Annotated in this window: 13 protein-coding genes; 8 read left to right on the forward strand and 5 right to left on the reverse strand. The window is 64.7% G+C overall.

Going from position 1 to position 13,831, the window contains the following annotated elements; all coding sequences use genetic code 11:
• Positions 1 to 69 precede the first annotated feature (69 nt).
• The 5 genes from acsA to GPT34_RS16005 all read right to left on the reverse strand — a co-directional run bounded on the left by acsA (position 70) and on the right by GPT34_RS16005 (position 6,713).
• Positions 70 to 1,833, reverse strand: coding sequence for an acetate--CoA ligase (gene acsA / locus GPT34_RS15985; protein WP_291014568.1), 1,764 nt, complete (start codon positions 1,831 to 1,833; stop codon positions 70 to 72).
• Positions 1,834 to 1,835: 2 nt separating this feature from the next.
• The gene (locus GPT34_RS15990; protein WP_291014599.1) at positions 1,836 to 2,627 is read right to left on the reverse strand and encodes a slipin family protein; all 792 of its coding nucleotides are present in this window, start codon (positions 2,625 to 2,627) and stop codon (positions 1,836 to 1,838) included.
• A gap of 23 nt (positions 2,628 to 2,650) precedes the next feature.
• Positions 2,651 to 4,015, reverse strand: coding sequence for a nodulation protein NfeD (locus GPT34_RS15995; RefSeq protein ID WP_291014571.1), 1,365 nt, complete (start codon positions 4,013 to 4,015; stop codon positions 2,651 to 2,653).
• A gap of 215 nt (positions 4,016 to 4,230) precedes the next feature.
• Complete coding sequence (locus tag GPT34_RS16000; RefSeq protein ID WP_291014574.1) at positions 4,231 to 5,145, reverse strand: ribose-phosphate diphosphokinase; 915 nt, start codon at positions 5,143 to 5,145, stop codon at positions 4,231 to 4,233.
• Positions 5,145 to 6,713, reverse strand: coding sequence for a thymidine phosphorylase family protein (locus GPT34_RS16005; RefSeq protein ID WP_291014577.1), 1,569 nt, complete (start codon positions 6,711 to 6,713; stop codon positions 5,145 to 5,147). The genes GPT34_RS16000 and GPT34_RS16005 overlap by 1 nt, the downstream gene beginning before the upstream one ends.
• A 143-nt stretch (positions 6,714 to 6,856) precedes the next feature.
• Between GPT34_RS16005 and GPT34_RS16010 the strand changes: the two genes are divergently transcribed.
• The 8 genes from GPT34_RS16010 to GPT34_RS16045 all read left to right on the forward strand — a co-directional run bounded on the left by GPT34_RS16010 (position 6,857) and on the right by GPT34_RS16045 (position 13,680).
• Positions 6,857 to 8,257, forward strand: coding sequence for a Rieske 2Fe-2S domain-containing protein (locus GPT34_RS16010; RefSeq protein WP_291014581.1), 1,401 nt, complete (start codon positions 6,857 to 6,859; stop codon positions 8,255 to 8,257).
• Positions 8,254 to 9,738, forward strand: a complete 1,485-nt coding sequence (locus tag GPT34_RS16015) for a glutamine synthetase family protein (RefSeq protein ID WP_291014583.1) — start codon at positions 8,254 to 8,256, stop codon at positions 9,736 to 9,738. Before GPT34_RS16010 ends, GPT34_RS16015 begins: the two co-directional genes overlap by 4 nt.
• A gap of 9 nt (positions 9,739 to 9,747) precedes the next feature.
• Positions 9,748 to 10,071, forward strand: coding sequence for a 2Fe-2S iron-sulfur cluster-binding protein (locus tag GPT34_RS16020; RefSeq protein ID WP_291014585.1), 324 nt, complete (start codon positions 9,748 to 9,750; stop codon positions 10,069 to 10,071).
• 63 nt (positions 10,072 to 10,134) lie between these two features.
• The gene (locus GPT34_RS16025) at positions 10,135 to 10,830 is read left to right on the forward strand and encodes a fumarylacetoacetate hydrolase family protein (protein ID WP_291014588.1); all 696 of its coding nucleotides are present in this window, start codon (positions 10,135 to 10,137) and stop codon (positions 10,828 to 10,830) included.
• A 208-nt stretch (positions 10,831 to 11,038) separates the two neighbouring features.
• The gene (locus GPT34_RS16030) at positions 11,039 to 12,091 is read left to right on the forward strand and encodes a TRAP transporter substrate-binding protein (RefSeq protein ID WP_291014590.1); all 1,053 of its coding nucleotides are present in this window, start codon (positions 11,039 to 11,041) and stop codon (positions 12,089 to 12,091) included.
• A gap of 73 nt (positions 12,092 to 12,164) precedes the next feature.
• Positions 12,165 to 12,719, forward strand: coding sequence for an NUDIX hydrolase (locus tag GPT34_RS16035; protein ID WP_291014592.1), 555 nt, complete (start codon positions 12,165 to 12,167; stop codon positions 12,717 to 12,719).
• A gap of 26 nt (positions 12,720 to 12,745) precedes the next feature.
• Entirely contained in the window at positions 12,746 to 12,907 is a 162-nt protein-coding gene (locus tag GPT34_RS16040) for a hypothetical protein (protein ID WP_291014594.1), read from the forward strand.
• Positions 12,908 to 13,170: 263 nt separating this feature from the next.
• A complete protein-coding gene (locus tag GPT34_RS16045) occupies positions 13,171 to 13,680 on the forward strand; it encodes an Arm DNA-binding domain-containing protein (RefSeq protein ID WP_291014597.1) in 510 nt (169 codons plus the stop codon).
• The last annotated feature ends 151 nt before the right edge of the window (positions 13,681 to 13,831 follow it).

Below are 13,831 nucleotides of genomic sequence, written 5' to 3' on the forward strand. Positions count from 1 at the left end.
AGGGCCGCCCCAAGGCAGGCCCCGCGCCCTTTGGGGCAGCGACCCGCGCAGCGGTGGATCGTGGGGGCGTCATTTCTTTTCGTCGCTTTCCAGCGTGGACAGATCGCCCTCGGGCAGGCCCAGCTCGCGCGCCTTGAGGAGGCGGCGCATGATCTTTCCGCTGCGCGTCTTGGGCAGGTTGCTGCGGAAGTCGATCTCCTTGGGAGCCACCGCCGCACCCAGCCGTTTGCGCGCGTGCCCCAGCAGCTCGCGGCGCAGGGCCTCGTCGGGTTCGAACCCGGGCTTGAGCGCCACAAAGGCTTTCACCACTTCCCCGACCATGGGATCTGGAATGCCGATCACCCCAACCTCGGCCACCGCCGGATGCTCCATCAAGGCGCTTTCCACTTCGAACGGTCCGATCAGGTGGCCGGCGGACTTGATCACGTCATCGGCGCGACCGACAAACCAGTAATAACCGTCGGCATCGCGATGCGCCAGGTCGCCGGTCAGGTACCAGCCGTCGACGAAGCACTTCCGGTAGCGCTCGTCTTCGTGCAGGTAGCCGCGCATCATGGATGGCCAGGGCGTCTGGAGGGCCAGTTCCCCATCGACATCGGGGTTGGTGACCGGCTCGATGCCGCCGCCTTCGTTGCGCCGCACGATCGCTGCAACGATGCCCGGCAATGGTTTGCCCATGGAGCCCGGCTTGATATCCATGGACGCGTAGTTGGACACCATGATGCCGCCGGTTTCGGTCTGCCACCAGTTGTCGTGAAACGGCAGACCAAACGCTTCCAGGCCCCAGACCACCGCCTCCGGATTCAACGGTTCACCCACGCTGGCCATGAAACGCAGCGCGGGCATGTCGTGGGCTTTCACCGCCTCGGCGCCAAGTTTCATCATCATCCGGATGGCCGTGGGCGCGGTGTACCAGACACTGACGCGCTCGCGTTGCAGCACGTCGTACCAAGTCTGTGCGTCGAACTCAGCCTCGACCACCACGTTGGTCACGCCACAGACCAGCGGCGCAATGATGCCGTAGCTGGTGCCCGTGACCCAGCCAGGATCGGCGGTGCACCAGAACACATCGTTCTCATGCAGGTCCAGCGCGTACCGCCCGGTGACCGCGTGCGCAAGCACGGCACCGTGTACATGCACGGCGCCTTTGGGTCGCCCGGTGGTGCCGCTGGTGAAATGCAGCAGGCTCATCGACTCACGATCAGTGGGTGCGATCGTGTAGTCCGGCGAAGCGGGCGTCATCAATGCATCCCAGAGGTGCACGCCGTCACCGCCAGCTGAGGTTTCGCCGACCACGATCACATGCTGGAGCCCTTGCAAGCGTTCACGCAGTCCTTTGACCTTGCGCTCATACAAGCCGGGCGTGGTCACCAGCACGCGCGCATCGCCCATCTCGGCACGCGTGGCGATCGGCTCGGGACCAAAGGCTGAAAACAAGGGGGTCACGACACAACGGGCTTTCAGCGAACCGAGCAGCGCCACGTACAGTTCAGGCAGTCGACCCATCAGCACGAAAACGCGTTCACCCGGCTGCACACCCAGGCCCTCAAGGGCATTGGCGAACTGATTGGATTGGCGGGCAAGTTCCGCGTAGCTCAATTCGCGCCGCTCTCCGCTCTTGCCCAGCCAGCAGATGGCGACCTTGTCCCCGCGCCCATGTTTCAGATGTCGGTCGACCGCCTCGTAGGCGATGTTCACCCCGCCGCCATCTGGCAAGCCGTCCAGCAGCCGCTCGGCTTCAGCCCAGCTGAACCGAGCCACCGTGGCATCGTAGTCATCCAGATTCGGACGCGGACCGCGCAAGGAAGTTTTGTGAATACGTCGTTGTTCCATGCTCAGCCTCCAGTGGTGTCGGATTTACCCGCTGGCACCCGGTCTCTCTCCATCAGCCGGCCCAGCAGGTCCATTGGCAGCGGCAGGATCACGGTCGAAGCCCGGTCACCAGCAACCTGCGTCATCGTCTGCAGGTAACGCAGCTGCATCGCCTCGGGCTGTTTCGAGAGCATCTGCGCTGCTTCCAGCAAGGACACGGCCGCCTGCTTCTCGCCCTCGGCATGGATCACCTTGGCGCGCCGCTCGCGCTCGGCTTCAGCCTGACGGGCGATGGCACGAATCATGGATTCGTTGAGATCAATGTGCTTGATCTCAACGTTGGTGACCTTGATGCCCCAGGCACCGGTCTGGGCATCCAGGATCTGTTGCACGTCCAGATTGAGCCGCTCGCGCTCGGCCAGCATCTCGTCGAGCTCGTGCTTGCCGAGCACCACGCGCAGCGTGGTCTGGGCCAGCTGGCTGGTGGCCATGAGGAAGTTCTCGACCTGGATGATGGCCTTCTCAGGTGCCACTACACGGAAGAACACCACCGCATTGACCTTCACCGACACGTTGTCGCGCGAAATCACATCCTGCGGCTCCACATCCATGGTCACCACCCGCAGGTCCACCCGCACCATCTGCTGCAAACCAGGAATGACGATCACCAGACCGGGCCCTTTGACTTTCCAGAACCGCCCAAGCTGAAAGATCACGCCCCGCTCGTACTCGCGCAGGATGCGAAAGGAAGCCGCCAGCAAGATCAGCACGAGCGGCACGAGCACCGTACCCAGGCCAAGATTGAAATCAAACATCGTCATCACCTCCTGCAACGCGTTCATGGGGTCACGGCCTCGGCCGGCTCCGGCCTTACCTTCACGATCAGCCCGGTGAGAGCCACCACGCGAACCCGCTGACCCGGCTGCAAGGGCACATCGGCGCGCACTTGCCAGTTTTCGCCGTGAATCCTGGCCCAGACCTGGCCGTTGACGCTTTGCGTGACCTCACCGAGCGCGCCCACCATTTCCTCGCGCCCGCTGACCACCGGTGCGCGGCGCGCACGCAAGGCCATGCTGCCGGCCAGCATCACCCCGGCTGCAGCACTCAAAGCAATCCCGAAAATCAAGGGCAGCGGAATACCCAACCCAGGCACATCGCGGTCAAACAGCAGCAGGCCCCCTGCCACAAAGGCAACCACCCCACCCACGCCAAGGACCCCAAGGGTGGGCGTTACCAGCTCGGCGGCGAGCAGAGCGAAGCCGAGCAGGATCAGGGCCACGGCCGCGTAGTTCACCGGCAGCAGCTGCAGGGCAAACAGCGCCAGCAGCAGGCAGATCGCACCGACCGTTCCGGGTACACCAAAACCTGGTGACGAGAATTCCAGCACCAGGCCATAAATGCCCGCCATCAGCAGGATGAGCGCAAAACTCGGGTTGGCGATGACACTGAGCAAACGGTTGCGCGAGTCGGGCGGGTGGGCCTCAAGGGTCAGCCCCTGCGACTGCAGGCGCAACTCGCCCTGCGCCATTTGCACCGTGCGCCCGTCGATCTGCGCCAGAAGGTCGGCCATGTCGGTCGCCACGACGTCGATCACGTTCTCGCGCAGAGCTTCTTTGGCAGTCAGGCTCACGGCCTCGCGCACCGCCTGCTCGGCCCAGACGGCGTTGCGCCCACGTTGTTCCGCCAGGCCCCGGATGAAGGCCGCCGCGTCGTTGACCTGTTTGGCCGTCATGGCATCGGCCGGGGCCGCGGGCGTCTTGCGATCCTGGGCCACGGGTTCGGAATCGGGTGCGGGTGATCCCTTGGGTGCCGACGGCACCCCTGGCATGCCGATGGGCACCGGCGTGGCCGCACCCAGCGTGGTGGCAGGAGCCATGGCGGCGATGTGGCTGGCATAAAGAATGTAAGTGCCGGCACTGGCTGCGCGCGCGCCTTGAGGACTGACATAGGTGGCCACGGGCACAGGTGACGCCAGGATGGCCTGAACGATCTGCCGCATCGACGAATCCAGCCCACCCGGCGTGTCCATTTCCAGGACCACAAGGGCCGCGCCCCGCTGATGTGCCTGCTGCAGTCCGCGCACGATGTAATCGGCGCTGGCTGGACCGATCGCGTCGTGAACCGTGAGCACCTGCACCGAGGCTGCCCGTGCAGCTCCAGCGCCCACAGCCAGCAAGGCAGCGATCGTGCAGCAGCACAGCATGCGGCCAATCCCAGACAACCAGCCGCCCAAGGTTCTCGTATCGCACATCGCGACCATGGCACCTCCAGATGGATATTCAGCGCCTACGCGAAGCCAGGACAGACCCGCGCAAGTATCTCCTGCACCCATGCTCTGCCCATACAGTCCGATTGCCTTTGACTGAGATCAAGAAAGGTGGAGCGACCTCAACCGTTGGCCCATTGCCAGGCGCAGCTTCACTCCTGCCCGGCAGCCAGGCGCACCAAGGCCTCAGCCACCAGAGGCACGATGCTGACGGCGTTCGTGGCGTGTGCGATGCAGTCGGTGCTCCAGATCTCGCTAACACCCGCGTTGTGCACCAGCGCCAGCGCGCCCTCGGCAAATAGGGCATGGGTCACGGCCACGTCGACCGACGCGGCGCCCGCAGCGAGCAAGCCGCGCGCAGCCTGGGCCAGCGTATGGCCTGAACTTGCCACATCGTCCATCAGCACCACGGTCCGGCCCTGGACCGGCAGCGCAGGCAATTCGATCGCCACCGAGCGATCGCCATGGCGTTGCTTGCGACAGACCGCGCGATCCCATCCGTACCTGGCCGCAGCCTGTGACACCCATTGCAGTGACTCCTCGTCGGGCCCGATCAGCACCGCATCCGGGCGGTGCTGGTGCACCCAGTCGGCCAGCACCGGTGCACCGCTGAGCACGATGGCGTCTGGCACCGGAATCGCCTCCTGCAGCGTGGCCACGCGGTGAAGGTGCGGATCGACCGTGATCACTGCATCAAACAGACCGGCCAGAAACCGGCCGACGATGCGCTGGCTCACCACCTCACCCGGATTGAACGCGATGTCTTGCCGCATGTAGGCTAGGTACGGCGCCACCAACGTGAGGTCTTGCGCACCCAGCGTGCGCGCCGTCTGCCCGGCGAGCAGCAGCTCGACCAGCTTCTCGTTCGGGTCGTTGAGGGTGCGCCACAGCACCACTTTGGCGGGCAGCGCCGGCGGCAGGCGCAGCCGCAGCTCTCCATCAGGGAAGCGGTGACGCTCGATGGTCATCGGTTGCAGGCCAGTGGCCTCGGCGGCGCGTGTGGCAATCGCCTCGTCTTCGGCGAAATGCAGCAGGCAACCCGCACAGGAAGCAGACAATTTAGCCATCAGAACTCCACAAACACCTGGGGCAGCTGGTCGGCGGAGCCGATGCTAAAACCATTGAACCGGTCAGCCGCCTGGTGCGCGAACTCAAGGTCGGCTGGGTAGCTGGCGTGGATGCGGTACAGCACATCGCCCATGGCCACCGTGTCGCCCAGCTTGACGAACAGGTCCACCCCGCCACCCTGCACCTTGGGCGCACCCGCCATCCGTGCGATGCGGGCCATCTGCAGGTTGTCGATGCCGACCACCACACCGCCGCACTCGGCTTTCACGTCCAGCGTGAGCACACCCAGCGCCGGGTGCTTGTGGTCAAAGTTGCGCGTGCCCTGGGCCGCGATGATGGCCTGCATCTGGGCCAGGGCACGGCCGGAATCGAGGATGTCGCGCGCGATGCGAAAGCCATCACCGCCGCGCACATCCGGGCTGCATTCGATGATGCGGCCCGCCAGGCGCAGCGACTTCTGCCGCAGATCGTCGGGGGCATCGGGGTGGTTTTCCAGCACCTGCATCACGTCGCGCGCCTCCAGCACCGGGCCCACGCCGCGCCCGATGGGCTGGCGCCCGTCGGTGATCACCACGTCCAGTGACAGGTGCAGCCGCTGGGCCACGTACTCGAACAGCCGCCTGAGCTTTTGCGCTTCGGGCATGGAGCGCACCTTGGCCGTGGGGCCGATCGGGATGTCCAGCACCAGGTGGGTAGCGCCGGCGGCGATCTTCTTGGACAGAATAGACGCCACCATCTGCCCGGGCGAGTCGATCGCCAGCGGCCGCTCGACCGATATCAGCACGTCGTCGGCCGGCGAAAGGTCGGCTGTGCCACCCCATGCCAGGCAGCCATGGTGTTTGCGCACAATGCCGATGAGTTGGTCGAACGGCAACTCTACATTGGCCAGCACCTCCATGGTGTCGGCCGTGCCAGCGGGCGAGGTGATGGCGCGCGACGAGGTCTTGGGAAACACCAGACCGTAGGCCGCCACGATGGGCACCACCAACATCGAGGTGCGGTTGCCCGGGATACCACCGATGCAGTGCTTGTCCACCACCAGCTGCTCCTGCCAGTCGAGCCGACGGCCGCTGGCCACCATGGCTTCGGTCAGGAAATAGACCTCTTCGCGGTCGAGCTCGCTGCGGTTGCAGGCCACCACAAAGGCGGTGAGCTCGATCTTGGAATAGCGGTGCCCGGCGATGTCGCGCACGATGGCGGCGAAGTCTTCGCGGGTCAGGCGTTCGCCATTGATCTTGCGAAACAGCGCTGGAATCGACTCGGGCGGCTCGGCCTGCGACACCGAAGCCGGGTGGCCGTTGGCCAACGCAAGCTGAGCAAAGGCGTCTTCGGACACCCCGAGCTCGTCGCAGCCCACGATGGACTCGTCGTCCACCACGTTGAGCGTGGCCAAAATGGTTTTGCCGTTGGCGCGCACCTGCACCTTGGCAAGGGCTTGAAAGCCCTCGGCCCGATAGACCGCGCAGTCGCGGTGCAGGTAAGCCACGTTCTCGCGGTAGGTGTCGATGGCCACGCGCTTGAGCGAGAGCCCATGCACGGAACTCGGGTCGGTTGGGGGAAGACTCATCACCAAACGATACACCGGCGCCGAGCTTCCCGGATCGGGAACAGACCGGACAGCGGGGTCCTGCGTGCTGGTGCAAACTCAGCACTTGGCACACCATTGGTTGCGCTCACCGCCCAGAGCGCAACCAACCGCAGGAGAACCCCATGAAGGCCGAGCAGAATCAACGCATCACGCAGGTCGGGCCTGGCACACCCGGCGGCGAACTGCTTCGCCGCTACTGGCAGCCAGTGGCCCTGCTCGACGAATTTGATCCTGCGCTTGACCCGGCAATGGCCATGCGCCCGGTCAAGGCAGTACGCGTGCTGGGGCAAGACCTGGTGCTGTTCCGCGATGCCCATGGCAGGATGGGCCTGCTGGACCGTGACTGCCCGCACCGGGGCGCCGACCTGGCCTTTGGCCGCAACGAAGGCGATGGCCTGCGGTGCCCGTTCCACGGCTGGAAGTTTGACGCGACAGGCCAGTGCATCGAAACACCGGCCGAGCCCGCGGGCAGCAGCCTATGCACCCGCATCCGCCAGCGCAGCTACCCGGTGCAAGCGAAGGCTGGTGTGCTGTTCGGCTGGTTGGGCGCCGAGGGCAGCGTGCCACCGCCGTTGCCCGCGCTCGATTGCTTCGAAGCGCCAGCCAGCCACAGCTTTGCTTTCAAAGGCCTGTGGCATTGCAACTGGCTGCAGGCCTTTGAAGTCGGCATCGACCCGGCGCACGCCTCTTACCTGCACCGATTCTTTCAGGATGCGGCCCTGGAAGACAGCTATGGAAAACAGTTTCGTGGCGCCAGCGCAGGTGATGTCGGAGGCGAGCGCTGGCCCATGACGCGGGTGATGCGCGAGTTTGGTCAGCCCGAAATCTCGTTCACCGCGCAGCCCTATGGCCTCCAGCTCACCGCGTTGCGCAAGATGACTGCCGAGCTGGCGCATGTGCGCGTGACCAACGCGGTGTTTCCCCAGACCTTCGTGATCCCGCTGTCTGAGACCATGACCATCACACAAATGCATGTTCCGGTGGACGACACACACAACCACTGGTATGCCTTTTTCACCAGCTTTGACGCCCCAGTGAACCAGGACACCATGCGCCAGCAGCGGCTGGCCACCGTCACCCTGCCCGACTACATCCCGAAGTCCGGCCGCCACAACGACTGGGGCTTCAGCCCCGAAGAGCAGCAGACCCGCACCTACCTCGGCATGGGCGAGGATGACATCAACGTGCACGACCAGTGGGCTTGCGAGAGCATGGGCGCCATCCAGGACCGCACGCGCGAACACCTGGGCACGACCGACAAGGTGATCATGGCCAACCGGCGACTGCTGCTGCAAGCCATCGACACAGTGGCCAATGGCGGCACGCCGCCCGGCATCGCCGACCCCGCTTTGTACGGCGCTATCGCTGGCCCCGACACGGTGGATGGCATCGCACCGGCCGAAGGCTGGCAGGCCTGGTGGCAGGCCGCCGTGCGCACGCGCCGAGCGGCCGCGCCGTGGCGCAATGCGGTGTTTGAGCAGATGACCACTGCACCGCAACCCGAAGCGGCCGGCGCCAAATGAGCGGCACTGCGTTTGCGTCGCGCTGCGGCGTGCACGATGCTGCGCGCGAGGCGGCGTGCCAGCAGACTGCGCGTCTGATAGAGGCCAGCGGCGTGCACAGCGTGCGCCTGGGCTGGTGCGATGTGCACGGCCAGCTGCGTGGCAAAACGTTGATGGCCGCCGCAGCAGTGCGCGCCCTGCGCGACGGCGTGGGTATGGTCGGCACGCTGATGCTCAAGGACTCGGGCGACCGCACAGCATGGCCGGTGTTTGAACCGGGCGCTACAGCCGAGCTGCCCGAATTCGCTGGCGCTTCCAACCTCATCCTCCTGCCCGACCCGGCCAGCTTTGTGCAACTGCCTTGGATCCATGGCACTGGCTGGCTGCGCTGCCAACCCTGGTTCACCGATGGCCGGCCAGTGCCGCTGGATACGCGCCGGGTGCTGCAGGCCGCGCTGGCACGCCTGGCCGAGACAGGTCACGGTCTGAAGACTGGCCTGGAAGTGGAATTCCACATCTACCGCATCACCGACACAGCGCCGCAACTCGACCCGCAACGCGCCGCCTGGCCTGGCGAGCCGCCCGAGGTGGCCATGATTCACCCGGGCTACCAGCTCCAGGCCGAAGCGCTGACGGACATGGCGAGCGAGCCTCTGGACATTGTGCGCCGCACAGCGCAGGCCCTGGGCCTGCCGCTGCAGTCGCTGGAAATCGAGCTCGGCCCCAGCCAGGTGGAAGCGGTGTTCGACGCCACCGACGCGCTCACCGCCGCCGACCAGATGGTGCTGTTCCGAAACGGCGTGCGCCAGGCACTGCGCCGCGCGGGGTACCACGCCAGCTTCATGTGCCGCCCGCCCTTTCCCCACATCATGTCCAGCGGCTGGCACCTGCACCAGTCGTTGGTGAACCAGCGCGACGGCCGTAACGCCTTTGCTCGCCAGGTGCCGGCCGAAGGCACTGCCCCGGGCAGCGCGGGTCACACCCTGTCCGACACCGGCGCCCACTGGCTGGCCGGTCTGCTGGCCCACGGTCGGGGCATGACCGCGCTGTGCACCAGCACCGTCAACGGCTTCGGCCGCTTCCGTCCCAACGCCTTGGCGCCGCAGGCCATTCTCTGGGGCCAGGACAACCGCGGCGCCATGCTGCGCGTGGTGGGTGCTACAGGGGACCCGGCCACCCGCATCGAGAACCGCATTGGCGAGCCAGCCGCCAACCCCTACCTCTACATTGCGGCGCAGATTCATGCCGGACTGGATGGCCTGACCCAGCGGCTGACGCCACCACCTGCCAGCGACTCCCCGTACGCCGAGGGCAACGACCTGCTGCCGATCACGCTGGGCGAGGCACTGGATGCCCTGCAAGCCGACGCCACCCTCACCGCGGGCCTGGGCCCCGGTTTTGTGCCCTACTACCGCCGCATCAAGCAACTGGAAATCGACCGCCACGCCGCCGCGCCCGACAGCCAAGACTTCGAGCGCCGCGAATACTTCAGCCGCATCTGAACCCTCACCATGATCCGCATCCGTTTCATCGCGGCCGACCATTCGGCGCAAGACATCCAGGCACAGCCCGGCCAAAGCCTCATGAAGGCCGCGGTGGACGCGGGTGTGAAAGGCATCGAAGCCGACTGCGGTGGCACCCTCACCTGCGCCACCTGCCACGTCATGATCGACACGCCCTGGGCCGAGCGGCTCACGCCGCCGGTGCCAGACGAGCGAGACATGCTGGATTTCGCCGCCTGCCCCGTGGAGGCGGGCAGCCGCCTGAGCTGTCAGATTCCCCTCACCCCCGAGCTCGACGGCCTGGAGGTGCGTCTGCCAGCCTCTCAGCACTGAGGCTGGCAGGCCACTCAGCACGGCTCCACAGGACCTCATCACCCATCAAAACAGGAACCCTCCATGAACTACCTCTTCCCGCCCGCCCCCGTAGTCTCGGTACCCGTGCTTGGCCGCGCCGAGCGCTTCCCAGTGCACCGCGTCTATTGCGTCGGCCGCAACTACGAGGACCACGCCAAGGAAATGGGCTTCACCGGCCGCGAGGCGCCCTTCTTTTTCCTCAAGCCGGCCGACGCCATCGTGGTGGTCGACGCTGGCCAGACCGCCACCATTCCTTACCCCAGTCTCACCAAGAATTTGCATCACGAAATCGAACTCGTCGTGGCCATCGGGACCGGCGGCGCAAACATCGCTGCGGCGGATGCGAACCAGCACATACTGGGTTACGCGGTCGGTCTGGACATGACGCGCCGCGACCTGCAAGGCGAGATGAAAAAGCAAGGCCGCCCCTGGTGCATCGGCAAGGCCTACGACCACTCGGCACCGATCGGCCCCATCACCCCGGCTGACCAGGTCGGCGACATCACCCAGTCGGCCCTCTGGGTGCAGGTCAATGGCAGCGACCGCCAGCGCAGCCAGGTGAGCAAGCTGATCTGGAACATCGGCGAAATCATCGAACACCTGTCGGCCGCCTGGACCCTGTTGCCTGGCGACCTGATTTACACCGGCACACCAGAGGGCGTGGGCGCCGTGGTGAGCGGCGACACCATGACATGCGGGGTGGACGGGCTGACAGGCATCACGGTGCGCGTGGCCTGAGCCTGGCGCTGAACAAAGGGTTTTCCCGCGTCGCGTGATGGCTATGATTTCGCATCGGTGAACCTATTTACCTGAATGGGCTCACAGGCGAGTGGTGTTGGGTCAATGCGCGCGGGTTTGACCCGAAGCCCCCTGCCCCAAAAATACCTTAGGGTGGTGTTACCCGCTGCGACAACCTCTTTCTCGTTTCAACCAGGAGACATTTTTCATGATCCAACGCAGAACCCTGATCCAGTCTGGCGCTGCCATTGCCCTTGGCGCACCTGCCCTGGTGGGCTTCGCCCAGCAAAGCGTCACGCTCAAGTTCCACACATTCATGTCGCCGCAGTCCAATGTCTGGCTCAACATGCACAAGGCCTGGATGGACAAGGTCACCAAGGATTCCGACGGCCGCATCAAGTTTGAAGCCTATCCGGCCATGCAGCTGGGCGGCTCCCCGGTGCAGCTGTTCGACCAGGCCAAGGACGGCGTGGTCGACGTGGTCTGGACCCTCCCGGGTAACACCCCAGGCCGCTTCCCACGCATCGAGGCCTTTGAGCTGCCGTTCATGATGAACAACGCCGAAGCCACCTCCAAGGCCTATTGGGAGTACGTGCAGACCATGGCGGCCGACGAGTTCAAGGATGTGCAGACCATTGCCTTGCACGTGCACGGACCCGGCGTGATTCACATGCGCAACAAGCTGATCAAGACCGCAGCCGACCTCAACGGCTCCAAGGTACGCGGCCCTACCCGCCAGATCACCAAGATGCTGGGCTACCTGGGCGCCACGCCTATCGGCATGCCCTTGCCCGCCATCACCGACTCCTTGTCCAAGGGCGTCATCGACGGCTGCGTCATCCCCTGGGAGGTGGTGCCTTCGGTCAAGGTCAACGAGCTGGCGAAGTTCCACAGCGAGTTCGACCCTGCCGGCGGCGCGCTGTACACCACCACATTTGTGATGGCGATGAACAAAGCCAAATACGCCTCGCTGGCACCTGACCTCAAGGCCGTGATCGACAAGAACTCGGGTATGGAAACCTCGGGCTGGCTGGGCAAGACCCAGCAAGCCGGCGATGTAGCCGGGCGCGAGTCGGCCAGCAAGCTGGGCAACACCATTTACACCGTGCCACCGTCCGAAGCGCAGGAGTTCAAGCGCAAGGCCCGCCTGGTCGAGGTCGAATGGATGCAGGACATGGACAAGCGAGGCTTCAACGGCAAGCAGCTGCTCGATACCGCGCGCAGCCTCATCATCAAGCACGGCAAGACCACCAAGGCATAAACAGCCCTCGAGGCTGGACGATCAAAGGGCTCTCTCGGGAGCCCTTTTTGTGTTTCCCCCTACACTGAACCGCATGCAGCGCAGCCCCATCAAACACTGCCGCGAATGCGGCGCCTCGGTCACCTACCGACTACCCGACGACGGCGATACCAAGCGCCGCGCTGTGTGTTCGGCCTGCGCCACGGTGCACTACGAAAACCCGCTCACGGTGGTGGGTACGGTGCCGGTGTGGGGCGATACGGGCGAGCAGGTGTTGCTATGCAAGCGCAACATCGAGCCCCGCCGCGGCAAATGGACCTTGCCCGCAGGCTTCATGGAATTGGGCGAAACCACCGCCGAGGGTGCGGCGCGCGAGACCGACGAAGAAGCCGGCGCCAAGATCGTCATGGGTGAGCTGTTCACGCTGATGAACGTAGCGCGGGTCGGCCAGGTACACCTGTACTACCGCGCCCGCCTGCTGAGCGACCAGTTCAACCCCGGGTTCGAGACCATTGAAGCCCGCCTCTTCACCGAGGCCGAGGTGCCCTGGGACGAGATCGCGTTTCGCACCGTGCGCGAGACGCTTGAACACTACTTTGCCGACCGCCGGCGTGGCCAGTTCGACTTTCACGTGTCCGACATCGCCTGAAACCCGAGCACAGGAGGGATCACACCATGGGCATCTGGATTGAGCTGGGCATTTTTTTCGTGGCCATCGCGTTTGGCATCTGGCAGCTACGTGACGTGAAAAAGGCCCAGGCCGAACGCCGCGCCCGGGAAGGCGCCGAAGCAGCGACTTCAAACGGCAAACCCACCCCCGAGTCAGTCGATACCTGAGGTCTCGGACAACAAAAAAGCCCGCCATCATTCGATGGCGAGCTTTTTGAATCAATGGTCGGCGTGAAAGGATGCGAACCTTCGACCCCTTGCACCCCATCGAAATATACGTGAAATCTTGCGGGATTTCCTGGGACGTTATGGGACGACATTTTTTGTTTTAAATCATATAGATACAAAGGATACTTGATCCCAAGTCGTCCCACAAAATACACTGACAGCGTTTTTTTTGTTTACCCCACCGTTTACCCCATGGAGGCCTCATGACACGGTACCCGAAGGCGGGAAAGGGCAAAAAGTGGACGACGCTGGAGCTCAAGGCCATGCCCCCGGATTGGCGTGGCGACACCCTCAGTGACGGCGACGGACTCATTGGCGAAGTCCGGGTCGCCAACGACCAGAGCGTGTCCGCCCGCTTCAAATTCGCCTTCCGGTGGGACGGCAAGATCGCCTGGTATCCGTGTGGCACCTGGCCCAACGTGTCCATGGAGCAGATCCGCCGCCTGCGCGATGAAGCCCGTGAGCTGGCTCGCTCCGGGGTCAACCCAAACGACCACAAGAAGGCCGAGCGCATCGAGAACCAGGCTGCGGTCGAAGCGACGATTGCGCAGGCAGCCGCCGAGGCGAGCCAGAACAGACCGTTCAAGGACATGTTCGACGCCTGGCTGGCGGACGGGGTCGCCCGCAAGGATGGCAATGCCGAATTGCGCTGCTCCTTTGAAAAGGACGTGCTGCCCGTCCTGGGCGAGAAGCCCGTGCGCAGTATCACCTAGCACGACCTGCGCAAGGTCCTGCGGACAATGGTGGCCCGGGGCGTGAACCGCATGTCCGTGCGCGTACACCAGGACCTGGTGCAGCTGTTCGTCTGGGCCGAAAAGCGCCAGCCCTGGCGCGGCCTGCTGATCGAAGGCAATCCGGCCGACC

It is taken from the genome of Hydrogenophaga sp. (assembly GCF_011390835.1).
In the GTDB taxonomy this organism is placed as follows: Bacteria; Pseudomonadota; Gammaproteobacteria; order Burkholderiales; family Burkholderiaceae_C; genus Hydrogenophaga.

Bases quoted from the DNA above. Each gene is read 5' to 3' on its own strand.
- GPT34_RS16010 (WP_291014581.1), top strand. From the start codon at position 6,857: ATGAAGGCCGAGCAGAATCAACGCATCACGCAGGTCGGGCCTGGCACA.
- GPT34_RS16020 (WP_291014585.1), top strand. From the start codon at position 9,748: ATGATCCGCATCCGTTTCATCGCGGCCGACCATTCGGCGCAAGACATC.
- GPT34_RS16000 (WP_291014574.1), bottom strand. From the start codon at position 5,145: ATGGCTAAATTGTCTGCTTCCTGTGCGGGTTGCCTGCTGCATTTCGCC.
- GPT34_RS16015 (WP_291014583.1), top strand. From the start codon at position 8,254: ATGAGCGGCACTGCGTTTGCGTCGCGCTGCGGCGTGCACGATGCTGCG.
- GPT34_RS16045 (WP_291014597.1), top strand. From the start codon at position 13,171: ATGACACGGTACCCGAAGGCGGGAAAGGGCAAAAAGTGGACGACGCTG.
- GPT34_RS16030 (WP_291014590.1), top strand. From the start codon at position 11,039: ATGATCCAACGCAGAACCCTGATCCAGTCTGGCGCTGCCATTGCCCTT.
- GPT34_RS15995 (WP_291014571.1), bottom strand. From the start codon at position 4,015: ATGCTGTGCTGCTGCACGATCGCTGCCTTGCTGGCTGTGGGCGCTGGA.
- acsA (WP_291014568.1), bottom strand. From the start codon at position 1,833: ATGGAACAACGACGTATTCACAAAACTTCCTTGCGCGGTCCGCGTCCG.
- GPT34_RS15990 (WP_291014599.1), bottom strand. From the start codon at position 2,627: ATGTTTGATTTCAATCTTGGCCTGGGTACGGTGCTCGTGCCGCTCGTG.
- GPT34_RS16040 (WP_291014594.1), top strand. From the start codon at position 12,746: ATGGGCATCTGGATTGAGCTGGGCATTTTTTTCGTGGCCATCGCGTTT.
- GPT34_RS16005 (WP_291014577.1), bottom strand. From the start codon at position 6,713: ATGAGTCTTCCCCCAACCGACCCGAGTTCCGTGCATGGGCTCTCGCTC.
- GPT34_RS16035 (WP_291014592.1), top strand. From the start codon at position 12,165: ATGCAGCGCAGCCCCATCAAACACTGCCGCGAATGCGGCGCCTCGGTC.
- GPT34_RS16025 (WP_291014588.1), top strand. From the start codon at position 10,135: ATGAACTACCTCTTCCCGCCCGCCCCCGTAGTCTCGGTACCCGTGCTT.